24 protein-coding genes and 1 pseudogene are annotated in these 24,197 nt (G+C 40.1%); 10 read left to right on the top strand and 15 right to left on the bottom strand.

Annotated elements, in window-relative coordinates; translation table 11 throughout:
- The 4 genes from ftsY to rpoH all read left to right on the top strand — a co-directional run.
- Positions 1 to 1,122: signal recognition particle-docking protein FtsY (gene ftsY / locus ATS71_RS09025; RefSeq protein ID WP_082653610.1), on the top strand; the 1,122-nt coding region annotated here is incomplete at its 5' end.
- Positions 1,123 to 1,207: 85 nt separating this feature from the next.
- Positions 1,208 to 1,885, top strand: a complete 678-nt coding sequence (gene ftsE, locus ATS71_RS09020) for a cell division ATP-binding protein FtsE (RefSeq protein ID WP_058404528.1) — start codon at positions 1,208 to 1,210, stop codon at positions 1,883 to 1,885.
- Positions 1,882 to 2,868, top strand: a complete 987-nt coding sequence (ftsX, locus tag ATS71_RS09015) for a permease-like cell division protein FtsX (protein ID WP_058404527.1) — start codon at positions 1,882 to 1,884, stop codon at positions 2,866 to 2,868. The genes ftsE and ftsX overlap by 4 nt, the downstream gene beginning before the upstream one ends.
- A 443-nt stretch (positions 2,869 to 3,311) precedes the next feature.
- The gene (rpoH, locus tag ATS71_RS09010; protein WP_008128777.1) at positions 3,312 to 4,175 is read left to right on the top strand and encodes an RNA polymerase sigma factor RpoH; all 864 of its coding nucleotides are present in this window, start codon (positions 3,312 to 3,314) and stop codon (positions 4,173 to 4,175) included.
- 267 nt (positions 4,176 to 4,442) lie between these two features.
- Here rpoH and ATS71_RS09005 read toward each other — a convergent pair whose 3' ends face one another.
- The 4 genes from ATS71_RS09005 to gpmM form a co-directional block, all read right to left on the bottom strand.
- Positions 4,443 to 5,198: a divergent polysaccharide deacetylase family protein gene (locus ATS71_RS09005; RefSeq protein ID WP_058404532.1), complete on the bottom strand. Its 756-nt coding sequence runs from the start codon at positions 5,196 to 5,198 to the stop codon at positions 4,443 to 4,445.
- 76 nt (positions 5,199 to 5,274) lie between these two features.
- A complete protein-coding gene (locus ATS71_RS09000) occupies positions 5,275 to 6,522 on the bottom strand; it encodes a S41 family peptidase (RefSeq protein WP_058404526.1) in 1,248 nt (415 codons plus the stop codon).
- Positions 6,523 to 6,556: 34 nt separating this feature from the next.
- The gene (locus ATS71_RS08995) at positions 6,557 to 7,696 is read right to left on the bottom strand and encodes a murein hydrolase activator EnvC family protein (RefSeq protein WP_058404525.1); all 1,140 of its coding nucleotides are present in this window, start codon (positions 7,694 to 7,696) and stop codon (positions 6,557 to 6,559) included.
- A gap of 3 nt (positions 7,697 to 7,699) precedes the next feature.
- On the bottom strand, positions 7,700 to 9,244 hold the full coding sequence (gpmM, locus tag ATS71_RS08990; RefSeq protein WP_058404524.1) for a 2,3-bisphosphoglycerate-independent phosphoglycerate mutase: 1,545 nt from the start codon (positions 9,242 to 9,244) through the stop codon (positions 7,700 to 7,702).
- 271 nt (positions 9,245 to 9,515) lie between these two features.
- Here gpmM and ATS71_RS08985 point away from each other — a divergent pair, with 271 nt between their 5' ends.
- The 4 genes from ATS71_RS08985 to gpsA are packed head-to-tail and all read left to right on the top strand — an operon-like array spanning position 9,516 to position 11,771.
- A complete protein-coding gene (locus ATS71_RS08985; protein ID WP_058404523.1) occupies positions 9,516 to 9,947 on the top strand; it encodes a rhodanese-like domain-containing protein in 432 nt (143 codons plus the stop codon).
- A gap of 32 nt (positions 9,948 to 9,979) precedes the next feature.
- Entirely contained in the window at positions 9,980 to 10,237 is a 258-nt protein-coding gene (grxC, locus tag ATS71_RS08980; RefSeq protein WP_058404522.1) for a glutaredoxin 3, read from the top strand.
- 34 nt (positions 10,238 to 10,271) lie between these two features.
- Positions 10,272 to 10,760, top strand: coding sequence for a protein-export chaperone SecB (gene secB, locus ATS71_RS08975; RefSeq protein ID WP_058404521.1), 489 nt, complete (start codon positions 10,272 to 10,274; stop codon positions 10,758 to 10,760).
- 3 nt (positions 10,761 to 10,763) lie between these two features.
- On the top strand, positions 10,764 to 11,771 hold the full coding sequence (gpsA, locus tag ATS71_RS08970) for an NAD(P)H-dependent glycerol-3-phosphate dehydrogenase (protein ID WP_058404520.1): 1,008 nt from the start codon (positions 10,764 to 10,766) through the stop codon (positions 11,769 to 11,771).
- 72 nt (positions 11,772 to 11,843) lie between these two features.
- Here the strand turns inward: gpsA and trmL are convergent, their stop codons facing one another.
- Entirely contained in the window at positions 11,844 to 12,308 is a 465-nt protein-coding gene (gene trmL / locus ATS71_RS08965; protein WP_058404519.1) for a tRNA (uridine(34)/cytosine(34)/5-carboxymethylaminomethyluridine(34)-2'-O)-methyltransferase TrmL, read from the bottom strand.
- 157 nt (positions 12,309 to 12,465) lie between these two features.
- Between trmL and ATS71_RS08960 the strand changes: the two genes are divergently transcribed.
- The gene (locus tag ATS71_RS08960; protein ID WP_082653611.1) at positions 12,466 to 13,332 is read left to right on the top strand and encodes a cation diffusion facilitator family transporter; all 867 of its coding nucleotides are present in this window, start codon (positions 12,466 to 12,468) and stop codon (positions 13,330 to 13,332) included.
- On the opposite strand, the gene ATS71_RS08955 is transcribed toward ATS71_RS08960, so the two are convergent.
- From ATS71_RS08955 to ATS71_RS08945, 3 genes are read right to left on the bottom strand one after another with little or no spacing between them, the layout of a single operon-like run.
- Complete coding sequence (locus tag ATS71_RS08955) at positions 13,292 to 14,239, bottom strand: alpha/beta fold hydrolase (RefSeq protein WP_058404518.1); 948 nt, start codon at positions 14,237 to 14,239, stop codon at positions 13,292 to 13,294. The two genes, ATS71_RS08960 and ATS71_RS08955, sit on opposite strands and share 41 nt — an antisense overlap.
- A gap of 3 nt (positions 14,240 to 14,242) precedes the next feature.
- Positions 14,243 to 15,658 carry an ATP-binding protein gene (locus tag ATS71_RS08950; protein ID WP_058404517.1) on the bottom strand — a complete coding sequence of 472 codons (1,416 nt, stop codon included), beginning with the start codon at positions 15,656 to 15,658 and terminating at the stop codon, positions 14,243 to 14,245.
- Complete coding sequence (locus ATS71_RS08945) at positions 15,636 to 16,325, bottom strand: response regulator transcription factor (protein ID WP_058404516.1); 690 nt, start codon at positions 16,323 to 16,325, stop codon at positions 15,636 to 15,638. The genes ATS71_RS08950 and ATS71_RS08945 overlap by 23 nt, the downstream gene beginning before the upstream one ends.
- A gap of 184 nt (positions 16,326 to 16,509) precedes the next feature.
- Between ATS71_RS08945 and ATS71_RS08940 the strand changes: the two genes are divergently transcribed.
- Positions 16,510 to 17,001 (top strand): Spy/CpxP family protein refolding chaperone, encoded by a 492-nt coding sequence (locus tag ATS71_RS08940; protein ID WP_058404515.1) that lies wholly within the window; start codon positions 16,510 to 16,512, stop codon positions 16,999 to 17,001.
- Positions 17,002 to 17,098: 97 nt separating this feature from the next.
- Here the strand turns inward: ATS71_RS08940 and yacG are convergent, their stop codons facing one another.
- From yacG to nadC, 7 genes and pseudogenes are all read right to left on the bottom strand, one after another.
- A complete protein-coding gene (yacG, locus tag ATS71_RS08935) occupies positions 17,099 to 17,329 on the bottom strand; it encodes a DNA gyrase inhibitor YacG (RefSeq protein WP_006794561.1) in 231 nt (76 codons plus the stop codon).
- Positions 17,330 to 17,438: 109 nt separating this feature from the next.
- Positions 17,439 to 19,092: pseudogene (gene pilB, locus ATS71_RS08930) on the bottom strand (type IV-A pilus assembly ATPase PilB).
- A gap of 132 nt (positions 19,093 to 19,224) precedes the next feature.
- Positions 19,225 to 19,857, bottom strand: a complete 633-nt coding sequence (gene coaE, locus ATS71_RS08925; protein ID WP_058404514.1) for a dephospho-CoA kinase — start codon at positions 19,855 to 19,857, stop codon at positions 19,225 to 19,227.
- Positions 19,858 to 19,874: 17 nt separating this feature from the next.
- Positions 19,875 to 20,768 carry a prepilin peptidase gene (locus ATS71_RS08920; protein ID WP_058404513.1) on the bottom strand — a complete coding sequence of 298 codons (894 nt, stop codon included), beginning with the start codon at positions 20,766 to 20,768 and terminating at the stop codon, positions 19,875 to 19,877.
- Between the two features lie 106 nt (positions 20,769 to 20,874).
- Complete coding sequence (locus ATS71_RS08915) at positions 20,875 to 22,101, bottom strand: type II secretion system F family protein (RefSeq protein WP_058404512.1); 1,227 nt, start codon at positions 22,099 to 22,101, stop codon at positions 20,875 to 20,877.
- A 72-nt stretch (positions 22,102 to 22,173) separates the two neighbouring features.
- Complete coding sequence (locus ATS71_RS08910) at positions 22,174 to 22,617, bottom strand: pilin (protein WP_327078253.1); 444 nt, start codon at positions 22,615 to 22,617, stop codon at positions 22,174 to 22,176.
- A gap of 528 nt (positions 22,618 to 23,145) precedes the next feature.
- A complete protein-coding gene (nadC, locus tag ATS71_RS08905) occupies positions 23,146 to 23,991 on the bottom strand; it encodes a carboxylating nicotinate-nucleotide diphosphorylase (RefSeq protein ID WP_058404511.1) in 846 nt (281 codons plus the stop codon).
- Positions 23,992 to 24,197: the final 206 nt, after the last annotated feature.

The following is a 24,197-nucleotide window of genomic DNA, read 5'->3' as shown; positions in this document are numbered from 1 at the left end:
GCAGCAGAGCAAGCAGAAGCCCAGCGTTTAGAGCAAGAGCGTATAGCAGCTGAGCAAGCAGAAGCCCAGCGTGTAGAACAAGAACGTATAGCTGCAGAGCAAGCAGAGGCGCAACGTTTAGAGCAAGAGCGCCTTGCTTTAGAAAAAGCTAAGCAAGCAGAAAAGAGCAAGCAAGAAGAAAAACCTAAAAAAGAAGGGTTTTTCTCTCGTCTTAAAAAAGGGTTACTAAAAACTCGCGTTAATATAGGCGCTGGCTTTTCATCTATTTTTAGCGGTAAAAAAATAGACGATGACCTTTTTGAAGAGCTGGAAACTCAATTATTAACGGCTGATTTAGGTGTTGATACGACCATGAAGTTAATCGATAGATTAACGGATGGTGCAAATAGAAAGCAGCTGAAAGACGGCGATGCACTGTATGAATTAATGAAGCAAGAGATGGCCAGCATGCTCAAGACTGCTGAGCAGCCATTAATAATACCCGCAGAAAAAAAACCGTTTGTGATTTTAATGGTAGGTGTAAACGGTGTTGGTAAAACAACGACCATTGGTAAGTTGGCAAAACAGTTTCAAAATGAAGGTAAGTCGGTCATGCTTGCTGCGGGCGACACTTTTAGAGCCGCTGCGGTTGAGCAACTTCAAGTATGGGGTGAGCGTAACAGCATCCCGGTTATAGCACAGCACACCGGAGCCGATAGTGCATCGGTGGTATTTGATGCTTTTCAGGCTGCAAAGGCGCGTAATGTTGATGTGTTAATTGCTGATACAGCTGGCCGTCTGCAAAATAAAGATAATTTAATGCAAGAGCTTGAAAAAATAGCTCGCGTAATGAAAAAAATAGATCCTGATGCACCGCATGAAGTTATGCTAACAATAGATGCTGGCACAGGGCAAAATGCGATTAGCCAAGTAAACTTGTTTAACCAATGTGTAGGTTTAACGGGTATTACTTTGTCAAAACTTGATGGTACAGCAAAAGGTGGGGTTATTTTTGCAGTAGCGGATAAGTTTAACATTCCAATTCGTTATATTGGTGTTGGTGAAGGTATTGATGATTTACGTTCTTTCAAGAGCGATGACTTTATTGATGCATTATTTAGCCAAGATGAGGACGACGTTTAATTTACCAAGAAGGGAGCTTGCTCCCTTTTTAATTGCAAGGAATACCAATTGCATTAACACTTTAATGAGGTTGGCATAATAAAAAATGATAAACTTTCAGCAAGTAAGTAAAACCTATCCAGGTGGGCATCGAGCCCTCGAAAAAGTTAATTTTCATATCAAGCCCGGCGAACTTGCCTTTTTAACAGGTCACAGTGGCGCAGGTAAAAGTACGCTTTTAAAATTAATTAGTTTAATGGAACGCCCTTCTGCCGGTAATGTGTTTATTAATGGTATTGATTTGAATAAAGTTAATTCGCGTCAAATTCCTTATGCACGACGAGATATTGGTATTATTTTTCAAAATCATCGATTACTAGAGCGATACACTGTATTTGATAATGTTGCGCTACCGTTGATCATTGAAGGTACTCACCGTAATCAAATTGCAAAGCGTGTTCATGGTGCGCTCGATAAAGTGGGTTTAATCGATAAGGTTAAATGTCACCCATCTATGTTGTCAGGTGGTGAGCAACAGCGAGTTGGTATTGCACGTGCTATTGTTAATTCTCCGCCAATTTTACTTGCTGATGAGCCAACGGGTAACCTAGATCCTGAACTGTCTATGGAAATACTTAAATTATTTGAAGACTTTAATAAACACGGCACAACCGTACTTATTGCTACCCATGACTTAGGGCTTGTTGCGCGCATGAAGTATAGGAGCTTAACGTTAAAGGATGGCAGAATGCTTGAAGATCCATTAGCGCAGGGGGCATTATGAGTTTATTGTTTAAAAGCCGCCAAAACAAAAACGAAAAACAAAAAAAATCATTTATTTCAAATGGCTATTTTTTTATCGTTAATATTTTCCGTCAAGGGATTCATAGTCTGGGTGAAATGTGGCGAACACCACTGGCATCTATGATGACAATTGCGGTACTTGGATTAAGCTTAACGCTTCCTGCCACACTTTACTTAGTGGTTAAAAACGTGCAGCAAGTAAGCAGTGGCTTTGAAGAGGCCAGTGAAATATCGTTATTTGTAAAACAAACAATGACGGAACAAGAAACAGCAACGTTAGTTAAGCGCTTAGCCTTATACCCTGAAGTAGAGAGCGTAACGTTCATTTCTAAGCAGCAAGCATTAAAAGAGTTTCAGGAAGTGTCAGGTTTTGGGCAAGCGCTAGAATATCTAGATAGCAATCCATTACCCGATGTTGTGCTAGTCACACCCACCAAGCGGCACCGCCAGCCTAATGCTGCAAAAGTGCTTTTAACTAAGTTAGAAGCGGAGCGTGAGGTTGATTTTGGCAAGCTTGATATAGCCTGGTTAGAGCGCTTAAATGCACTACTTGGCTTGCTAAAAGAAAGTGTAATAACCATTACCTTGTTATTATTAACGTCTGTAACGCTCATAATAGGTAACACTATTCGCTTATCTATCATGGACAAAAAAGAAGAAATACAAGTAATGAAGCTTGTAGGTGCTACAAATACATTTATACACGCGCCATTTTTATGGACCGGTATTTGGTATGGCGTTATTGGTGGATTGTTTGCTTTTATATCCGTTGCGCTAATGATGTGGTGGCTTTCTTCAGCCGTAAATAGCGTGGCTGGTGTGTATCAAACTAACTTTTTACTCATTGGTTTAACGCTTAGCGAATTTGGCTTTTTGGTTTTACTTGCTACAAGCTTGGGATTTGTTGGCTCTTACTTATCTGTAAATAGATACATTAAAGAAATAGAGCCAGACAAAGTGTAATAGGTACCTGCATAGCTCGTTGCTAATTAAGCGAGCTATATAGGTTATGCTATTGATGTTTTATTCACTTTAAAGTGAAACTTTTTTGAATAGACATTTAACTTTATGAGTGTGTTGCTCTCTTCCTCATCTACACAAACTTATATAAGTGAACTAACTCAGTGCTTAGCGCGTATGCTAACTAGTTGGGTTGTACAGCCTCTATATAAACTGTCACATTTATCTACTACCCTCCATATTTGGCATGAATTGTAAATAAGGTGAAAAACTCACGTTAACCACCTGCAATCCCTTAATTCATCGCTTATTCAGTCGCTTATAGTAGACTTTAATAACGCTAAAAAACCGCTTGATTTATGCTTTAAAAAAGTTTTAAATTGGGGTTAGCACTCTTAGAGAAAGAGTGCTAAGATGGTTTCAAATGTTTATCACCGAGGTGAAAAATGAGTAAAGATTTATACGCAATGGCACTTACAGTTGGACAACAAAGCGCAAGCATGGATGGCTATCTTCAAGCGGTGAGCACTATACCTATGCTTAAAGTTGAAGAAGAGCAAGAACTTGCTAAAAAGCTTCAGGAAGAAGGCGATCTTAGTGCTGCAAAGCAACTCATTATGTCGCATTTACGTTTTGTAGCGCATATAGCAAAAAGCTACTCGGGATACGGTTTACCACAAGCTGACCTTATTCAAGAAGGTAATATAGGCCTGATGAAAGCGGTTAAACGTTTCGACCCAAGCGTGGGTGTTCGTTTAGTCTCATTTGCAGTGCACTGGATTAAAGCTGAAATACACGAATTTGTTCTGAAGAATTGGCGTATTGTTAAAGTAGCTACAACTAAAGCACAGCGTAAATTATTTTTTAATCTTCGTAAAAATAAAAAGCGTCTAGGCTGGTTTAACCAAGCAGAGGTTAGCACGGTTGCTAGTGAGCTGGGTGTAAGTGAAAAAGAAGTGCGTGAAATGGAATCTCGCATGAGCGGTCAAGATATGGGGTTTGATTTAACGGGTGACGATAACGATGACGCCCCAACAAGCACTTATTCACCGGTACAATATTTAACAGATGGTTCTGCTGATTTAGCAGATGACATTGAACAACAGCAATGGCAAGAACAATCACATACTCGTTTGTTCAGCGCACTTAAAACACTTGATGAGCGTTCACAAGATATAGTTAGTGCTCGTTGGTTGTCAGACGATAAAGCAACACTGCAAGAGCTTGCTGAGAAATACAGCGTATCAGCTGAGCGTGTTCGTCAGCTTGAAAAAACAGCAATGAAAAAGCTTCAAAGCGCTATGAGTTGATACGTTCTAAAAGCGTAACATTTTAAAAGCCCTGCATGAAAATGCAGGGCTTTTTTGTTGAAAATTAATAATGTACACAAATATCATGCCTATTCACTTATGGGGCCGGAAAACGTGTTGATAGCTAGGCAGAAAAATTGCTATTTATTTGTTCTAAATGAGAATTTTTTCACGCAGTTAGCGACACATTTAGTTCCGCAAAATGATTAAGTATCATTGCGGATGGGTATTATAAAGCATAAGAGACAAATACCTTATTTGATTTAATTATCGCGCGCTAATTGTTTTTCCTTGAGCCTGCGCTAACTGAATGTATTTGCGTTGTACTAACTGAGAAACTGGCACTAATTCATAGCCTTGTTGGCTCAGCTCTGGCAGTGCTTTACGCAAAAAATCTATCGTCTCTGGGTAGGGGTGGGCAATGGCAATAGCAAAGTTGTGTTTAGTTGCTTTTTGTTTTAGTTCATCGAGCCTAAGCTGAAGCTGATCTGTAGTTGTTATGTTGTCTAAAAAAACATGACGACTAACATTTTCGACCCCAAAAAAATTGGCGGCATTTTGTGCTTGGCTTTGGCCTGTTGTCCGGCTATCTAAAAAGTATAACTGACGCTTTTTTAGTACTTCCATTGTCCATTTCATGGCTTGGCTTTGCTGAGTTAATGCCGAGCCCATGTGATTATTCACGCCTCTGACCTGCGGCAAACTTGCTAGTGCTGTTCCTAGGGTTTGTTGTAGTTGAGCTTTGTCCATATCAAGGGTTAGCGCACCTGGCCCAAGCGCTTTGCCGTTTAGCGCCTGCATAGGCACATGTAAAAGTAACTCTTTATTTGCTTTGCTAGCACGTGTTGCAAAAATTTGTGAATAGGGTGTGTGGGGCAAAATTGAATAGGTCAATTGCCCAGGTAAGGTTAAAAACTCTAAGTCTCTTTGGTGGTAGCCTATATCATCAATGACTATCGCTATTTGTTTAGCGTTGGCGTTAGCGCTAAAGCAAGCAATACATATGCTGATAAAAAGCCACATTCGTATGTTTTTGTTAATAGTATTCACGTTTATAATTTTTATTATCTTTTTCTCAGTAAATGCCAGAATTTAACTGTTACTGCATGCTGAGTAATTGTTTCGCTTTAACTAATTGTAAATCAGCTAAGGTATTAACAAGCTGGTTTTGGTTATTTTTTGCTTGCTCATTTTTTATTATAACGGCTTTATTGTTTTGTGGAAGTATTGTTTGATTAATCGTCACATCGGGTGTTATTCCAACGCCATCAATTGATTTACCAGAAGGGGTAAAATACTTTGCGGTGGTGAGCTTTAATGCGGTGTTACCATCCCCTAACGGTATAAGTGATTGCACCGACCCTTTCCCAAACGATTGGCTTCCAACCACTTTTGCTCTGTGGTTATCTTTTAAGGCACCGGCTAAAATTTCGGCCGCAGAAGCTGAGTTTTCGTTAATAAGTACAACAATTGGGGTGCCTTTGAGTATGTCGCCCCGTTTAGCATAAAAAGCCTGGTTAGCGTCAAAGTATCGGCCCTTAGTTGTAACTATTATTCCACTTTGTAAAAAGAGATCCGAGACAGCAATCGCACTTTTTAACGTGCCCCCCGGGTTATCACGTAAATCAATAACAAGTCCTAATAATGGGGAATCGTAATTATTTTGCATTGCTGCAATTTGCAGTGCTACTTCATGTAGCGTGTGATTAGAAAAACTATTGATAGCTAAGTAGCCAATGCCTGACTCTAAAATTTTACTGGTTACACTTTCTAGTTGTATTTGCGTACGAGCTACGTTAAACGACACAAGGTCTGGGCTTTCATTGCGCCTAACAGTGAGGTTAATCGTTGTAAATTGATTTTTTTTTATTAAAGCGGCTACCTCTTCAACGCCAAGAGTGCTTACCGCCTCTTGATTAACACTTACAATAATATCGTTTGCTAATATTCCGGCTTTTTTGGCTGGAGAGTTACTCACCACATTGACAATTTTTATATCTTTATTAACTTTTTTAACCTCAATACCAATGCCTGTGTAGCGGCCATTGGTATTGTCAAATAAGGCGTCTAACTCGTGTTGATTTAAGTATTTAGAGTAGGGGTCTAGCTTTGAGTATAAGCGCTCAAATTGTTTGTTGTTGTATTGTACATAATGGCTGTTTTGTAGATCTAAATCGTCAACATAATAAGCGTGTATGTTAAATAAAATTTCATCGATTTGTTGGCTTTTTAGATTTTTTACTGAGCTTGCGAGTGCACTGTTAAATACTAAAATAAAAGTGAATAAAAGCAGGCTGGAAACATAGCCTGCTTTTTTAAATGCGGGTATTACATTATTGTTTTTCATCAGCTGCTCCTCAGCGGAGCAGCGGTTTAGTCAATTAAATTCGTCTGCACCATTTTACGGGATTTACTGCGCGTCCTTTGTGTCGTATTTCAAAGTATAGACCAGAACTTGCCTGCCCGCCGCTTTGACCAACCAACGCTAATGTTTCACCTTGTCGTACCATGTCACCTACGTCTCTTAGTAGCGTTTGGGCATGGCCATACAAGCTCATAAAGCCTTCACCATGATCGACTACAATTACCCAGCCATAACCTTTTAACCAATCTGCAAATACAACTTGCCCATTGTGGACACTATTTACATTGGTACCTTCTTTTGCACCTATAAGCACGCCTTTCCAGTCAATGCCGCCATGCTTTCGTTGGCCAAATGTGTGCTGTAATTTCCCTTTACTCGGCCAGTTTAATTTCCCTTTATTTTTATTAAGACCAAGTAATTCTATTTTTTCTGTTTTTTCTTTTTCAAGTTCTTCAATAGTGGTAACCAATATTTGCTGATTTTCTTTTAAATAATCGATTGAGCTTTTAGTACTTGTAAGCTGAGCTTGGAGGTTCCTGAGGTTTGCCTGGCGTTCACTTTGTGCATTTACTAAGGCTGTTTGACGTCTTTTTTGCTCATCGTACAAAGCGAATAGCTTTTCTTTTGTTTTATTTAGGGCAATTTGGTTTAACGTGATTTGTTGTTTAAGTTCTTTTAATTCTTCTATCTGTTCAATTCGTGCTTTGTTGAGGTAATTATAATAGCTCAGTGTGCGCTCAAATTGCGCTGTGTTTTCTTGATTCAGTAACATTTTAGAGTAGTCATCACCACCTGCCATGTAAGCACTTTTTAACTGCGCCCCTAAAATACGTTGAAATTCGATATGTTTTTTATCTAGCTCATCAGCTTTTTTTTGTTGTTGATTTTGCTGTTGCTGGGTTTCTTTAACAGACTGCTCAGCCATGTTGAGTGCTTTAGCGTTTTTAGCTATTTCAAGCTCATGGCTTTTAAGGTTTTTTTGAAGTTGAGATATTTTTTTTCGTTGTTGATTATACTCAGATTGGCTTTGTTCAAGTGCTTGTTTCACCTGCGAGAGATCTTTTTTAGTGCGATCTTCATTGGCAACTGCTGATGCAGTCACCAATGAGGCGAGTATTAAGCCGCACTTAAAGTATCGGTTAACACGTTTAATCATGGGTTATTTCAACGTCATGATGGGCGTGCCAGTCATTTCACTTGGCTGCTCCATGCCCATTAAGTGCAGCATAGTAGGGGCAACATCACTTAATGCTTTACCCTCTGATGGTGTAGCATCGCGACCAACATAAATAAATGGCACCGGTTCACTTGTATGCGCGGTATGTGCTTGGCCCGTTTTAAGGTTAGCCATTTGTTCTGCATTACCATGATCGGCCGTGATCAGCGCTTCACCGCCAAATTCATTTAATGCATCAACTACACGGCCAATACATGCGTCAACGGCTTCACAGGCTTTTACGGCGGCATCAAATACACCTGAGTGGCCAACCATATCGCCATTAGGGTAGTTACATATAATGGCGTCGTATTTCCCACTTTTAATAGCTTCTACGAGTTTGTCGGTCAGCATTTCTGAGTTCATTTCAGGTTGTAAATCGTAGGTTGCTACTTGTGGTGAAGGGATTAATTCACGCGTTTCACCTTCAAATTCGTCTTCTCGTCCGCCACTAAAAAAGAAGGTAACGTGTGCGTATTTTTCTGTTTCAGAAATACGTAATTGCGTTTTACCTTGCTTTTCAAGCCATTCCCCTAATACGTTAGTAAGAGGAGTTGGGCCAAATGCAACGGGTGCGTTTATATCGGCCGCATATTCTGTCATCATGACAAATGCGCTAAGAGCCGGAGATTTTTTCTTGGTAAAGCCGTCAAACTCAGGCTCTACAAAGGCGCGTGTAATTTCACGTGCTCGGTCTGCCCTAAAGTTTGCAAAAATAACGGTGTCGCCATCATTAATCTGCGCCGCTTCGGTACCTTCTGGTGTAATAGTTGTAGGAGCAACAAACTCGTCGTTTTCATCGCGCTCATACGCTGCATTTAATGCGTTTACGCCATTGGCGTAGTTAAATTCTCCAATGCCAGAGGTCATTACATCATAGGCTTTTTCTACACGATTCCAGCGGTTATCTCTATCCATTGCATAATAACGACCAACGAGTGTTGCTAATCGTCCACAATTAAGTTTTGCGAATAACGATTCTATACGCTCAATAGATGCTTTGGCACTGCGCGGTGGTGTATCACGACCATCTAAAAATGCATGAAAATAGAGTTCCTTAGCACCGCGTTTTGCAGCTAACTCTATGGTTGCAACAATATGGTCTTCATGGCTATGAACGCCACCCGGGCTCAATAGCCCCATAACATGAACAGCTTTACCAGCGTTTACTGCTTTATCAATATTTTCAACAAGTGCAGGGGTTGAGTCAAATTCACCGTCATTTATCGCTTTGGTGATCCGAGTAAAGTCTTGATACACGATACGACCAGCCCCTAAGTTTACGTGCCCAACCTCAGAGTTACCCATTTGTCCATCAGGGAGACCTACATCAAAACCAGACGCTGAAATTAACGTGCGAGGGCGAGTCGCCCATAAATCGTCTAATACTGGGGTGTTTGCAGCGAGTATTGCGTTGCTTTGCTCGTCTTCACGATATCCCCAACCGTCTAAAATCATTAATACCAGTGGTTTTTTATGTTCAGTCATAGTCACTCCTAAAAGTTAGCACCTGTTTAGCTTTAGCATACCGTGTTTTGTTACTTGAATCAGCATACAAAACAGCATATTAAATTTTTTCACTTAATTGAATATCGTATTGATGACGATGTGCGGTTAATAACCTTTATATGGGGTGTTTTTAGTACTTTTAAACTCTGTGTAAACTCGCATTTTAAGTTGGTTTGGGTATACTTGCGTGGCTAAAGTCTAAAATGTCTAAAACATTGCGTTTTGGGATGTAATTTATAGTGGAAGTCGAATGGATCAATATATTGAATTTATAAGCAATCACCCTATTTTAAGCCTAGCTTGGGTTGGTATTGTTTTTCTTATTGTCAGTGGTTGGATAAAAAGTAAGTTTTCAGCTATCCGTCAAATAAACCCTCAGCAGCTAACGCTACTTATTAATCGTGAAGACGGTCAAGTAGTCGATATGCGTGCACAAAAAGAGTTTACGTCTGGTCGTATTTCGGGTGCTGAACATTTAAGCCCTGAAAATGCAAAAAAATCTGACTTTTCAGCCCTTGAAAAGTACAAGACTAAACCCATTATATTAGTATGTACTACAGGTATGACAGCCCAAGGTACTGCTACAGCAATGCATAAAGCCGGTTTTGAGCAGGTTTATGTATTAGCAGGCGGAATGGGTGCATGGCAATCTGCTAGCTTACCAACGATAACAGGTCGCTAATCACATTTAGCTAGACCGATAGAGGATTTATTATGAGTAACGTTGTTTTATACACCAAGGCATATTGTCCATTTTGTCAGCGCGCTATGGCGCTTTTAAAAAGCAAAGGCGTTGAGTTCACTAATTATGATATTGGTGTACAACCTGAGCTTCGTGATGAAATGATCACTAAAGCAGGTGGCGCAAGCACTGTACCGCAAATTTTTATTAATGATGAACATATCGGTGGCTGTGACGACATGATGGCTATTGAAGCGCAAGGCAAACTTGACGCTAAGCTACACGCTTAATTTAATTATAATAACGAACAAGTTAGGAATAACAATGAACGAAGAAACTCAAAACGCAGCAGCGGCACAAGACGCAGGCGCACAATTTACTATTCAACGTATTTACACTAAAGACGTGTCGTTTGAAACGCCAAACTCTCCGGCGATTTTTCAAAAAGAATGGACGCCAGAAGTTAAACTAGACCTAGATACTCGCTCTAACAAGTTAGACGAAGGTGTATTTGAAGTTGTTTTAGCATTAACGGTTACAGCATCAATTGGCGAAGAAACTGCGTTTTTATGTGAAATTCAACAAGCGGGTATTTTTACTATTGCTGAGGTTGAAGAAGTACAGCTTGCTCATATGCTAGGTGCATTTTGTCCTAACGTATTGTTCCCATATGCACGTGAAGCAGTATCTAACCTAGTTAACCGTGGCACTTTCCCACAGCTGAACCTTGCGCCAGTAAATTTTGACGCGTTATTTGCACAGTACATGCAACAACGTACTACGCAAGCTGACCAGGTTACAGCAGACGCATAACTTATGAGTACAGCAACTTCAGCTGTTACTGTATTAGGGGCGGGGTCTTATGGCACCGCCCTTGCTATTTGTTTAGCCCGAAATGGTCATAATGTGACGCTTTGGGGACGCAATAGCGACGACGTTGCCACGCTTGCAGCTGAGCGGAAAAATCAACGTTACTTACCTGACGCACCATTCCCAGAAACGCTAAAACTAGAAGCCGATTTACAACGTGCAGTTGCATGCAGTGCTATTGTGCTCGTTGTTGTGCCTAGCCATGCATTTGGCGACACGCTTGCGCAGATAAAGCCTGCGTTGCAAGCCGATGCAAAAGTAGCATGGGCGACTAAGGGCCTTGAGCCCAATACGGGGCGCTTATTACAAGAAGTTGCACAGCAAGAGTTGGGTGATGAAATGGCGCTTGCGGTACTTTCGGGTCCTACATTTGCTAAAGAAATGGCAATGGGTTCACCAACAGCTATTTCTGTTTCGTCTACTTCACCTGAGTTTGCACAGCAGCTCGCCGATTTACTGCATTGTGGTCGCTCGTTTCGTGTGTACAACAATGATGACTTTATTGGTATCCAACTGGGCGGTGCGGTTAAAAATGTAATTGCTATTGGCGCGGGTATTTCTGATGGCGTAGGTTTTGGAGCGAATGCTCGCACAGCCTTGATCACTCGAGGCCTTGCTGAACTGACTCGGTTAGGTTGTGCACTTGGAGCTAAGCCAGAAACCTTTATGGGGATGGCGGGTTTGGGTGACTTAATTTTAACCTGCACCGATAACCAATCGCGTAACCGTCGATTTGGTTTAGCACTGGGTAAAGGTGAAAGTGTTGAAGCCGCTATTGAGTCGATAGGCCAAGTGGTAGAAGGCTTCAGAAACACCAAAGAAGTATATTTACTTGCCCAGCGTGCAGGCGTTGAAATGCCTATCACTGAACAAATCTATAAAGTACTTTATGAAAATAAAGACATGAAAGCCGCTGCTATGGCATTGCTAGGAAGAGAGCAACGCTCAGAATAGCTTTCATCATTGTGAGTAAAACTAAAAAACCGACGTAATGTCGGTTTTTTGTTTGCTTTAATAAAGCAGGTATTACTGCGCGTTTGGAAAGCCTAGCTGTCGCCATGATTCGTAAACAAATACCGCTACCGCGTTTGATAGGTTCATGCTTCGGCTATTGGGTTGCATTGGAATACGCACACGCTGATCGTTTGGTAGCGCTTGAATCATCTCATCGGGAAGGCCGCGTGTTTCAGGTCCAAATACTAGGCAGTCGCCTGCTTCGTAACGTGCTTCATGATGAAATTGGCTACCTTTAGTCGTGCACGCATATACCTTTTTTGGTTTACATTTTTCAAGGTAGGCTTCAAATGATGCATGGCGCTGAACATGGCTGAATTCATGGTAATCAAGGCCTGCACGCTTTACACGTTTATCGTCCCACTCAAACCCTAAAGGCTCAATTAAATGCAACGAAAAACCGGTATTTGCACAAAGGCGGATAATATTCCCCGTGTTAGGTGGAATTTCAGGTTGGTATAAAACAATATCCAGCATAATTAGCCTTTTTAATTAACGGTATTTGACGGAAGGAGTATACACGAAACCCTTAAAAAAAAATGATATACTCACAGCATGAATACTCTTATTAGCGGATAAAAACGTGCATAACCGCAGTTACGAATTTTGGGTTAAAGCTTCTAGCATTATTACTATGGTAATGGTGAGTTTAATGATTGCAGCAAAAGCGTGGGCTTGGCTTGCTTCAGGCTCAGCTTCAATGCTTGGCTCGTTAACAGACTCATTAATGGACATTACCGCTACATTCATGAGCTTCTTAGTTTTGGGTTACGCACTGCGTCCGGCTGACGATGATCACCGGTTTGGTCACGGTAAAGCCGAGGCATTAGCAGGGCTTGGGCAAGCTGCGTTTATAGCAGGTTCGGGCTGTTTACTGGCATTCCATGGTATAGAGCGTTTATTTAATCCTATAGAGCTTACACATTCATTATTAGGTGTATGGGTAAGTGCTTTTGCTATTGCTTGTACTTTGGTGATTGTTTTTGTGCAAACCAAAGTAATTAAACATACAGAGTCTATTGCTATAAAAGCAGATTCGGTGCACTACAAAGGTGATTTGATTTTAAATGCCGCCGTTTTAATTGCGATTGCTTTATCTTATTACGGAATGATGTATGCCGATCCTATTTTTGCAATAGGGGTCGCAGGCTACCTACTGTATAACAGTTGGGATATTGCCAGAGATAGTGCCGATCATTTAATGGATAAAGAACTCCCCGACGATGAAAAGCAAAGTATTTTTGATATTGCTAAAGAGCATACCGACGTGCATGGTGTACACGGAATTCGTACTCGCCAAGGTGGTAAAATTAAGTTTATTCAAATGCATTTAGAGCTTGATGACCATTTAAGCCTGATCCGAGCTCATACTGTGGCCGATGAAGTTGAAGCGATGATAGGTGCTCGTTTTGAATCTGAGGTTGATATATTGATCCACCTCGATCCGCTATCGGTTCTGACTAAGCCGTCACCGACTCACAAAACTGATACAAGCTGTTAAGCACTGGCTGGCGTATTTCATCACATTCAAAAAATAGTTCATGTTTAGCGTCAGCAAAGCTTTCTAGGGTAATATTTGCGTGCTTATTGGCCAGTCTATAGTGCGCTTCATTATCGACAACCACATCGTTTTTAGCGCTGGCAATATAAACTGGAATATCAACATTGAGCTCATCTATTGAGGCTAAAAAAGTAAAGGTAGAGTGTAGCCACCCATAGGTAACCCCGCCAAGTTGCAATAAAGGCTCCTCGTTATAAGTTTGCCTAAATAAGCTATAGCGTAATTCGCAGCTTGTTAATACGTTTAAAGGAAATTCCTCAGGGATATAATCGGTTTGCCCAAGTGCATAGCTAAACTGAAAACCAAGGCGTACGGCATTACTTGCAATTATTCGGGCTAAAGGCTTTGGGATCCCTTTGGTGTGTATATCAAACATGGGAGCTGATAAAAACGCACCGCTAAAACTATGCTCATAGTTTGCCAAATAATCAAATGCAATAGCACCTCCCATCGAGTGGCTCACTAATAGCTTTTTACCTTGCCAAACGGTGTCGACTATTTGAGTGTTAAATAAATTAAGATCGGCACTGTAGTCACCAAAATTATTTACATAGCCTTTATGTTTATTTTTTAAATAGCGGTAAGAGCGACCTTGTCCTTGGTGGTCAACAATGAATACAGCAAAATTATTAGTGTAAAGCTCCCATAATAACTCTTTGTATTTATCGAGCCCTTCGATTCTGCCCGAGCTAATTACAATAGCAACGCGCGCATTATTTGGCTTTGCATGAGCGTAAAACAATTGCCCATTAGGCGTATTTAAATAGGCTTTAACCAATGTGTTTTGATAAAAATCATTAATGGCTGATTGGTTGCTTTTAAGCTCGTGCTCACTACTATAAAACATGGTTTACTCTTTGATTATTGGCAGTGTGATATTAGCACACAAGCCGCCCTGATCTTTATTAGATAAAACAAGCGTGCCATTATGAGCTGTAATTGCATTTTTTGCGATAGCTAAGCCTAAACCGGTTCCGCCACTGACTCTGTCTCTTGCATTAGATTGCCTAAAAAATGGCTCACATAGCTTATCAAGCTGGTTATTTGGTACACCAGGGCCATCATCACATATTTCAATATGTACGGTATCTGCATGCGATAGCTTTATATTTATAGTGTTATTTGCATACTTAATTGCATTACGCAGTAGGTTTCCGAGCGCGCTGGCAATAAGGGCCTCATCGCAGTTAATGGTTACTTTTGTATCGCCAGATATTGTGAGCTGTTTATTACATTGCTTTGCTTCAAATTGTGCATCGTTTAATACGTGTTCAACAATAACTTGTAGCGATTGCTTTTGCAGCGAAAGGGTTTGGCTTTTCGCCTCTAAACGAGAGACTTGCAAAACATCAGCAATCATTTTGTCGAGTTGGTTCGCTTCTTTTTCGATTCTTACTAAGTAGGGCTGACTTGCTTCGTTTGCTTGCATTTGTGCTAACCCTGTTGCCATTTTTAATCGAGTAAGAGGGGATCGCAATTCATGAGATATATCGGCGAGCAAACGTTTTTGTGAGCTTATTAGCAGCTCTAATTGGTTTGCCATGCTGTTAAAGTCACGGCCAAGAACACCCAATTCGTCTTTTCGGTTTGCTGAAATAGTAGCGCGCGCGCTTAAGTCGCCAGAAGATAGTTTTACAGCCGCTTTTTTTAAGCTATTTATAGGCGCTATTAAATTACGGCTAAACAAAAAGCTTAAAATTAAAGACGCGCTAATAGCAATTGATATTTTTATCCAGCCAGGCATTAACTTTAAGCGTATAAATAAAGGAGGCTGATTGTTTATGTCTATTTCATATAAATAAAAAGTGCCTTCGGGTAGTGTTAATTGAACAGGACCAAATGCTTGGTATTGCTCTGTAAACACAACTTGTGGTGACATATTTTTTGTAAAATTAAGCAAGCTTAAATCTATATTTGCTGGAACGGTTTTATTGGTTAGCGAGTCTTCAGATTGCTCAGCGCTTAAATATAATAGCTTACGTTTAGAAAGTCGTGGATGTGAAAGAATACTATTAAGCGAACGCTTATGCTTAAATGCAGAGCGTTCTATGCTTTTAGCGGTATAGGCTAAGTTTTTTTCTATTGGCCCTTGTAATGGCTCGTTACTCACTAAGTTAAGAGCGCCTATATTACTAAAAAAAATAAGCGCGGTAACAGTGCCGATTATAGTCACCCAAAACCATGTAAATATTTTAAAAAATAAGTAATGCTGAGGGTGCTTAAGCCAATAAAAAGCGCTGGGCTTATTCGCCTTGAATGAAAACATAACCCGTGCCTCTCATTGTTTTAATTCGTTCGGTTTTGATGTGTTCTGCTATTTTTTTCCGGATATTACTAACATGCATATCAATAGAGCGGTCGAACGATGCTAAACGTCTGCCTAGTACCTCTTCACTTATTTGTTCTTTACTAACAACTTCGCTAGCATTTTTACATAAAAGCGCGAGTATTTCGTACTCTGTGCCAGTAAGCGTGAGCGTGTGCTCATTTATTAATGCTTCCCTTGCCCCAAGGTTTATCGTCACCCCATTCACGAGCAGCTTATTTGTGTTAGTAACACCTAAACTATTTATATGTTCAATGCGGCGAGTAATTGCTTTTACGCGGGCTAGTAACTCTCTGTGATTAAACGGCTTTGGTATATAGTCGTCAGCGCCAAGCTCTAATCCAAAAATACGGTCAAAGTCTTCCCCTTTCGCAGTAAGCATAATAACGGGCGTAAGTTTTGTTTGCCTAAGCTGTTTTAGTACTTCAAAGCCATCTAAAGTAGGTAGCATTACGTCAAGCAATATTAATGCATAATCATTGCTTTGTGCCAGCTTTAGGCCTTGTGCGCCATCGTGTACGCTCTGTACTTCAAACCCTTGGGTAGAAAGGTATTCGCTTAGTAATTCACAAAGACCCGTATCATCGTCAATCATTAATAGTTTCATTTACAAACCCTTAGGTAATATGTCATTTCTTTATTTTACGCCCTTAATTGGTCAAAAGTGAATCTTTACACAACCTTTACACTGCTTTGCGTTACTTTGCGTTGAGTTAGTTATAGTTAACTCACAGGCTAAGCAGTCACAACGACAGCTAACCACAACCAACCCAACAGTTAAGGTGATGATTATGACTAAAGTAAATACACTTTCAAAATTAGTACTTATTTGTGGCCTAGCAACAGCCACTCTTGGCGCAGGCAGCGTATTAGCTAAAGGCGGCATGCATGATAAGCAAGGCCACTCTCAAGCGCGTTTTTTACTCTCTGAGCGCGGCGCCAACAAGCTTGATTTAACCGATGAGCAGCAAACTAAGCTTAAAGCTATTTTTGAAGCACAAAAAACGCAAATGAAAGCCCTACGAGGCGGCGATAAAGAAGCACGTAAAGAAATGCGTGAAGCGCATAAAGCCAAAATGGATGCATTACTTAGCGCTGCAACATTTGATGAAAATGCAGCTAAAGAGCTATTGAGTGCACGCCAAAGTAAAGGCGAAGAGTTTGGTTTAATTAAGCTAAAAACACAGCACCAAGTAATGCAGGTACTTAACGCTGAGCAGCAAGAGAAGTTTGCTAAAATGCAAAAGCGTATGGGCAAAAAGCACCATAAGCAAAGAGGTTAATTTGCCAAAATATAGGTTGTCACTACCTTATATTTTAGCTTAAGCACTAAAAAGCCAGCAATTAGCTGGCTTTTGTTTTTATAGATACTTTATGACATTACTTAAAAAAGTCATCTTCGTTTTTAGCCATCATGGCTTCTATGTCTTCAATCATGTCTTGGTTTATTTGATCTGCTGATGTAATGGGTGCTGAAATTTTATTATTTTCAAACGACCATTCACCTAGGTCAATGAGTTGGCAACGCTTAGAACAAAATGGGCGATGAGGGCTTTGCTCAGACCACTCTACATTTGTTTTACAGGTTGGACAGTTTACAACAGTAGGCATGTTTTACTCTCTACATTTTTCTTAGCCTAAGGGCTGGTTAAACTTTTTAATTTCCAGAGCTTAGGTTAGTCATTAGCGCTCGCTATAAAATGCAAAGCGCTAAATGGCTTTACATATTGGTTACGCGGTTTATTTCAGCAAGTGACGTTAAACCATCAGCGGCTTTACGTAAACCCGACTTTTAATGATACCTCAGCGATTTCTAATGAGTTACCGCCGCGCATAATTATTTGTGCAATTTCTGGTGTAATTTGCATTACTTCGTAAATACCGACACGGCCTTTGTAACCATCTGTACAGCTATCACAACCTTTAGGTGCATAGAGAGTCATATCGTCAATTTGCGCTGTGCTAAACCCTTGGCGAGATAGCTCTTCACTTGGCAATTGCTCTGGCGTTTTACATTTTGGGCATAAACGACGTGCTAAGCGCTGTGCAATAATCAAACTAATAGAGCTGGCTACGTTATAAGCGGGAACGCCCATATTTAATAGTCGGGTAATGGTTTCTGGTGCTGAATTAGTATGCAACGTAGATAAAACCAAGTGACCCGTTTGCGCTGCTTTTATTGAAATTTCTGCGGTTTCAAGGTCACGTATTTCACCCACCATTACCACGTCGGGATCTTGACGTAAAAACGCACGTAGCGCATTAGCAAACGTCATGTCGGCTTTAGGGTTAATTTGTACTTGGTTTATTCCCTCCAGGTTTATTTCAACCGGATCCTCAGCGGTACTAATGTTTCGCTCAGGTTGGTTTAGTATGTTTAAACCCGTATAAAGCGATACCGTTTTACCTGACCCGGTTGGGCCTGTAACCAGTATCATACCTTGTGGTTGACCAAGTGCATCCATGTATAGCTTTTTCTGTTCTTCTTCGTAACCAAGTACATCAATGCCTAGCATAGCGCTTGATGAATCAAGAATACGCATTACTATTTTTTCGCCCCACAGCGTTGGCATCGTACTGACACGAAAATCGATACTTTTTCGCTCAGTAATTTTTAATTTGATTCGGCCATCTTGTGGTTTGCGCTTTTCGGCAATATCAAGTCGCGACATTACTTTAATACGAGCAGAAAGCTTAGTTGCTAATGTATTAGGTGGGCTTGCCACTTCGTGTAAAATGCCATCAATACGAAAACGAATGCGGTACTTGTGCTCGTAAGGTTCAAAATGTAGATCCGATGCACCTTTTTTTATCGCGTCCATTAAAATTTTATTAATGTAAACAATAATAGGCGCATCGTCTTTATCATCATCTTGCGGTGTAGATTCCTTTTGGCTTTCGGTGTCTAGGTCAGCAAATTCTTTAAACTCATCCTCGCTTAAATTTAAGCTGCCGGTTGCGTCTAGTAATTGCTCAATTTTATTATCGAGCTGAATATAATCAACAACGACAATTTCGCATGAAAAGCCGGTACTAAATTCAAAGTTTTCGAATGCACCGTAATCGGTTGGATCAGAGGCTGCCACATAAACCTTTCGGCCTTTTTGGACCAGCGGTAAAATATGGTGCTTGCGGATCAGTTTTTCTTTTACAAGGTCGGCAGGAATAGACGCAGGGTCAAAGTCTTTTAAATCAAAATAGGGAACACGGAACAAATCAATACATTGCTCTGCTAACTCTTTACTGTCTATTTTTCCGCATTTAGAAATCAGTTCAGCTGTTGAGGCAAACTCTTGCTGCTTTGCTTTTACCGTATCGGCATCAATACGCCCAAGCGTAAGAAACTTTCTTAATAACGGTGAGTTAATATTCATTGCGCACCTTTTTAATCCTTCAGAGAGAGTAATTTATCAGAAAAAAGAAGGGGATTACATTACTCTTCACAATCTAGGCTAAATTTATTAATTAATATAGGAGATTAGTTTGTTTTGACTCGGTTTTACAATTTAAGTTGCTGGCATTTGTGCCATGTGTAGATAACTTTTATGAAGCTCTAATAAGTCGTGGTTAACGTCGGTAAGTGCGCGGTCGTTATTTAAAATATCATCTGCTTTTTTTTGTTTGTCTTCGCGTGACATTTGCGCTGCAATAATCGCTTTTATTTGCTCAACACTTACATTGTCACGCGATGCCGTGCGCGCTATTTGCACACTTTGAGGTATATCAATCAGTAGCGTTCGATTACACAGTTTATCAAGGCCGTTTTCAAACAAAAGTGGTGCCACAAGAACAACGTATGCACTCTTAGCGGTAGTAATATCGTTATGTATTTTGTTTCTAATAAGTGGATGTAATAGGGTATTTAGCCATTCTTTGACTGCATTGTTAGTAAAAATACGTTCACGCAGAGCGCTTCTGTTAAGTGTGCCATCGCTCAATAAAATACCTTGACCAAATTTGCTCACAATGGCATTTAAACCATCGCTTTTAGGCTTTACAACTTGGCGCGCAATAATGTCGGCATCAACTATTGTTATACCCAGCTGCTCAAACATATTACTTACCGCTGTTTTGCCACAGCCTATACCGCCTGTTAAGCCAAGAACCCAAGGTGATGTTTTATTTATGGTGTCACTCATTTTAGGCTGCACTCAAGTTAGTAACCAATTAAGTTAAAATACGCGCTTTGCAATTGGTTACCCCACAGTAACGTGATCCAACCAGCAATTGCTAGGTAAGGACCAAATGGTATGGGGGTTGCTTTATCTTTACCCTGAATACTTAACAAGGCGATGCCAATAATGGCGCCAACAATACTTGAAAGCAGTATTATGGTGAGTAACGATTGCCAACCTAATAGCGCACCAAATAAAGCTAAAAGTTTAAAGTCGCCATAGCCCATGCCTTCCTTACCTGTTAACAGTTTAAATAACCAAAAAACACTCCACAAGCTTAAATAACCAAAGGCGGCACCCATAATGGCATCAGTTGGCGTAATTGTAATTTCGACAACGGCGGCAATAAGTGCCAGCCAAACAAGCGGCAAAGTGAGCTGGTCAGGCAGTAACATGTGGTCTATATCAATAAAGGTCAGTGCCACAAGAGCCCACGTGATCACTATGTATAATAATGCTTGTTCTGTTGCGCCAAAGGTATAAGCAACTACTAAGCTTAATAGAGCCGTAATTGCCTCAACCGCAGGGTAACGAATAGAGATAGGGTTGCTACAACTTGCGCATTTACCCTTAAGTATTAACCAGCTAATGACAGGAATGTTTTGCCAAGGCTTAATGGCCGTTTTGCATTTAGGGCAAGTAGAATTTGGTTTTACAAGATTAAAAGGCTCGCTGGTATTTTTGGGTTTAGCTGTATTGGTATTTAGCTCATCATCTAATAAAAGCCTACACTCGCTTTGCCATTCACGTTGCATCATAAGTGGCAAACGGTAAATAACAACGTTTAAAAAACTGCCTACACATAAACTAACTAAGCCAACAGTAGTTAAATAAAACCAAAGTTGGCTTTGCATTACTTCAATAATACTTTGCATTATAAACCTGAAAACTGCTTTAAAAAAAAGTGATAGAGAATCAATGAGAAGACGTTAGCCGCCAACCTTATAAAAATAAGGCTCTCTTTAATTACTTTAAATTTTATTAAATTACATTACCTAACTGGAAAATAGGCAAGTACATAGCTACAATTAAACCGCCGACTAGTACACCCAAGACTGCCATAATTAAAGGCTCTAACAAGCTAGAAAGGCCATCAACCGCATCGTCAACTTCTTGTTCATAAATAGTGGCTACTTTTGCCAGCATGCCATCGAGTGAGCCAGATTCTTCACCAATGGCCACCATTTGAATCACCATATCAGGAAATATTTTTGAGTTACGCATAGCCCAGTTCATTTGGTTACCTGAGCTTACCTCGGCTTTAATATCTAAAATAGCATAGCGGTATACTGCGTTACCTGAGGCACCTGCTGCAGAGTCAAGCGCATCAACAAGTGGTACACCTGCCGCAAAGGTGGTCGAAAGCGTACGCGCATAACGGGCAACAGCGGCTTTGTTTAAAATCATACCAATGACAGGGAGTTTTAATATGGTTCTGTCGGTTGCATCTCTGAGTTTCAGGCTTTTAAGGCTTGCCTCTTTAAAAACCCAACCACTAATTACAACTATAATTAATGCAATCCACCAATATTCTTGCATAAACTCAGATATACCAATTACAAATAATGTAAAGGCGGGAAGTTCAGCTCCAAAACCGCTAAAGATATTTTGAAACTGTGGAACTACGAAGATCAAAAGTATTGAGGTAACTATTAATGCAACTACTAGTACTGCAATCGGATAAAACATCGCTTTTTTTATTTTAGATTTTAGTGCTTCTGATTTTTCTTTGTATAAAGCAACACGATCAAATATTTTATCAAGCGCACCCGACTGCTCACCCGATGCCACTAAATCACAATATAAATCATCAAAATAGCGGGGGTGTTTTCTGAGAGCCTGCGAGAGAGGTTGGCCAGCCTTTACCTCATCGCCAATAGTCTCCATTAACTTGGCAACACTTTTGTTAGTAGAGCCAGTCCCTATCATTTCAATGGCTTGAATCAGAGGTACACCAGCCAATAGCATAGTAGCAATTTGGCGTGTAACTAGAGAGATATCTTTTGGAGTTATTTTTTGTATTCTAGAGCCGAACAAAGGTTTTGCTTTACGCTTAACTTTGGAGGGGGTAATACCTTGCTTTCGAAGCTGAGCTTTAACTAGTGCTATACTGCTTCCTGAAAGTTCACCCTCTAACCTTTTTCCTCGAGCGCTAACACCAACCCATTGAAAGGTATCTAATTTATTTTTAGCGGATTTTTTTGTCATCCTCTACTCTCTTAAACATAAAAAAGGTAGCTAACTGCTACCTTTAATTTAATCACCATACTTTATGTCAGATTATATTTGACAGCTGCTAGGAACATACTTGTTCTTCGTTGCAGCATCTATTGTACATGCCCAAGAAATAGCTCCTGTTGGAGGCGTACCAGAAGCGATTGCAGCTCCACCTGATGTAGGGGTCATTGTTAGGGCAACAGAGCCAGCTTTTGCAGTAGAAGTAACAGTTATTACGCCAGTGTCATCTGCGATTGCTACCGCGCCACAGTTTTCTGTTGCTGCATTAGCGTTGAAGCCTGAGTCGAAGTCAGATCCCTCAGATGCATTCATTGCTACAGTAGTTTTGGCTGAGCTCATCAAATTAATACATTCTGAAACTCGAGCTTTAACAGTATAATCTTGATACGCTGGCAATGCTACCGCAGCAAGAATACCGATGATTGCTACTACAATCATTAATTCAATTAGGGTGAAACCCTGTTGTTTTTGAGTCATTGTTTTCATGTTTCCTCTCCTAAAGGATAGATTGTGTAAGTTAAATCACTTAATTGGCATTATGCCGAGCTTAATTTAACTGATTTACTTTACAGTTTTGCTTAAAATAAACTTTTTGCGCTATGTCTCGGTTTTAATGAGATTATCTGCGCTGTATTTGCACTTTAGCTTTAGGGTATGAAACACAAAAGCTAGGTTTGAATTCATTATATTTTATACGTAACTTGCTATTTATAAATTGGATGCAAATAAAGCCTACCAGTAACCAATAAAAGTGTAGGAATAAATAGCTTAAGCTGCTTATTAACTTTAATTTAAACGTTAATAACTCATTATTTATGACGAGCTTTTATAAAAAAACAATACAAGTGTATCATTTTATTTTAGTTAATAGCACGTTACTTTTCCTAAAACAGCTAATTAATTTAACAAATTGTTACAACTAGTTATTTTTAACTATTAAATTACTTTTGTTTTAACTTGTCAACGCTTTAGCATTTATTAAATGTAGAACTAAATTATTACTTTGGCTATACATCATTCAAAACGCATCGATAAATCGATTGATTGTAAGTTTTTTGTTAATGCACCGCTAGATATAAAGTCTACGCCCGCTTGAGAATACGTTTTGAGTGTTGCTAACGTCATATTGCCAGATACTTCTAATTTAGCGCGTTTGTTAGTTAAAACAACCGCTTGCTTAATTTGTTCAACGCTAAAGTTATCAAGCATGATTATATTGGCGCCTGCGTCTATGGCTTGCTTTAGCTCTTGAAGTGATTCAACCTCAACTTCAACCGGTTTACTCGGGTGGTTTAGTTTGGCCTGAGTAACGGCTTTATCTATACCGCCGCAGGCTGCTATGTGGTTTTCTTTAATTAAAAACGCATCAAATAATCCTATGCGGTGGTTTGCGCCACCGCCGCATTTTACTGCGTATTTTTGTAAGGCTCTGAGCCCCGGAATAGTTTTACGGGTATCGAGTAGTTGGGTCGTTGTGCCGCTGAGTTCTTTTACATAATGCGCTGTGGTGGTTGCTGTGCCAGATAAAGTTTGTACAAAGTTAAGTGCAGTACGCTCTGCTGTTAAAATTGCGCGGGCTGAACCTTTTGCTGTAAACAGGGTGCTGTTGGCCGTTACAAAGTCGCCATCGCTAACAAGTACTGATACTTGTACTGTTGGGTCCACTTGCTTAAATACTTCAATTATGATGTCTTTTCCACAAAATATGCAATCTTCACGAGTTATAACTTTTGCACTAGCTTGCTCGTTTTGTGGGATAAGCTGAGCGGTTATGTCACCATCGGCTGCGGTTTGGTAGTTTAAGTCTTCGTCGAGCGCAAGGGTAACAAGTTGACTAAGTAAAGTGTGCGAAATAGACATGGCTAAAAGCTCATAAGCATTAATAAATTAAAGAAAATTTTACTATGTTTAAATAATGAATAGAAGCGCTTTTAATTATTAGCGTATAGCTTAGGGCTTTCATAGCAAAATGTAAGAAGCTTTTAATTGCCTACCTTATCAAGATGGGGCTTGGTCACTATCATTATTTTTACAAATCCTTTAGCATCAAGGTTATGAATAGTTTG

It is taken from the genome of Pseudoalteromonas sp. H71, assembly GCF_001468485.1.
Lineage (GTDB): Bacteria > Pseudomonadota > Gammaproteobacteria > Enterobacterales > Alteromonadaceae > Pseudoalteromonas.
This window is presented reverse-complemented; position numbering and strand designations above follow the sequence as displayed.

What these genes read in the sequence shown, in the direction of transcription:
- ATS71_RS08955 (WP_058404518.1), bottom strand. Translation starts at nt 14,239, where the DNA reads ATGTTTTATAGTAGTGAGCACGAGCTTAAAAGCAACCAATCAGCCATT.
- yacG (WP_006794561.1), bottom strand. Translation starts at nt 17,329, where the DNA reads ATGCCTACTGTTGTAAACTGTCCAACCTGTAAAACAAATGTAGAGTGG.
- coaE (WP_058404514.1), bottom strand. Translation starts at nt 19,857, where the DNA reads ATGAGTGACACCATAAATAAAACATCACCTTGGGTTCTTGGCTTAACA.
- grxC (WP_058404522.1), top strand. Translation starts at nt 9,980, where the DNA reads ATGAGTAACGTTGTTTTATACACCAAGGCATATTGTCCATTTTGTCAG.
- gpmM (WP_058404524.1), bottom strand. Translation starts at nt 9,244, where the DNA reads ATGACTGAACATAAAAAACCACTGGTATTAATGATTTTAGACGGTTGG.
- ATS71_RS08940 (WP_058404515.1), top strand. Translation starts at nt 16,510, where the DNA reads ATGACTAAAGTAAATACACTTTCAAAATTAGTACTTATTTGTGGCCTA.
- ftsX (WP_058404527.1), top strand. Translation starts at nt 1,882, where the DNA reads ATGAGTTTATTGTTTAAAAGCCGCCAAAACAAAAACGAAAAACAAAAA.
- ATS71_RS08995 (WP_058404525.1), bottom strand. Translation starts at nt 7,696, where the DNA reads ATGATTAAACGTGTTAACCGATACTTTAAGTGCGGCTTAATACTCGCC.
- ATS71_RS08945 (WP_058404516.1), bottom strand. Translation starts at nt 16,325, where the DNA reads ATGAAACTATTAATGATTGACGATGATACGGGTCTTTGTGAATTACTA.
- ATS71_RS08950 (WP_058404517.1), bottom strand. Translation starts at nt 15,658, where the DNA reads ATGTTTTCATTCAAGGCGAATAAGCCCAGCGCTTTTTATTGGCTTAAG.
- trmL (WP_058404519.1), bottom strand. Translation starts at nt 12,308, where the DNA reads ATGCTGGATATTGTTTTATACCAACCTGAAATTCCACCTAACACGGGG.
- ftsE (WP_058404528.1), top strand. Translation starts at nt 1,208, where the DNA reads ATGATAAACTTTCAGCAAGTAAGTAAAACCTATCCAGGTGGGCATCGA.
- ATS71_RS08910 (WP_327078253.1), bottom strand. Translation starts at nt 22,617, where the DNA reads ATGAAAACAATGACTCAAAAACAACAGGGTTTCACCCTAATTGAATTA.
- ATS71_RS08960 (WP_082653611.1), top strand. Translation starts at nt 12,466, where the DNA reads ATGGTAATGGTGAGTTTAATGATTGCAGCAAAAGCGTGGGCTTGGCTT.
- gpsA (WP_058404520.1), top strand. Translation starts at nt 10,764, where the DNA reads ATGAGTACAGCAACTTCAGCTGTTACTGTATTAGGGGCGGGGTCTTAT.
- ATS71_RS09000 (WP_058404526.1), bottom strand. Translation starts at nt 6,522, where the DNA reads ATGAAAAACAATAATGTAATACCCGCATTTAAAAAAGCAGGCTATGTT.
- rpoH (WP_008128777.1), top strand. Translation starts at nt 3,312, where the DNA reads ATGAGTAAAGATTTATACGCAATGGCACTTACAGTTGGACAACAAAGC.
- ATS71_RS09005 (WP_058404532.1), bottom strand. Translation starts at nt 5,198, where the DNA reads ATGTGGCTTTTTATCAGCATATGTATTGCTTGCTTTAGCGCTAACGCC.
- ATS71_RS08920 (WP_058404513.1), bottom strand. Translation starts at nt 20,768, where the DNA reads ATGCAAAGTATTATTGAAGTAATGCAAAGCCAACTTTGGTTTTATTTA.
- nadC (WP_058404511.1), bottom strand. Translation starts at nt 23,991, where the DNA reads ATGTCTATTTCGCACACTTTACTTAGTCAACTTGTTACCCTTGCGCTC.
- ATS71_RS08915 (WP_058404512.1), bottom strand. Translation starts at nt 22,101, where the DNA reads ATGACAAAAAAATCCGCTAAAAATAAATTAGATACCTTTCAATGGGTT.
- secB (WP_058404521.1), top strand. Translation starts at nt 10,272, where the DNA reads ATGAACGAAGAAACTCAAAACGCAGCAGCGGCACAAGACGCAGGCGCA.
- ATS71_RS08985 (WP_058404523.1), top strand. Translation starts at nt 9,516, where the DNA reads ATGGATCAATATATTGAATTTATAAGCAATCACCCTATTTTAAGCCTA.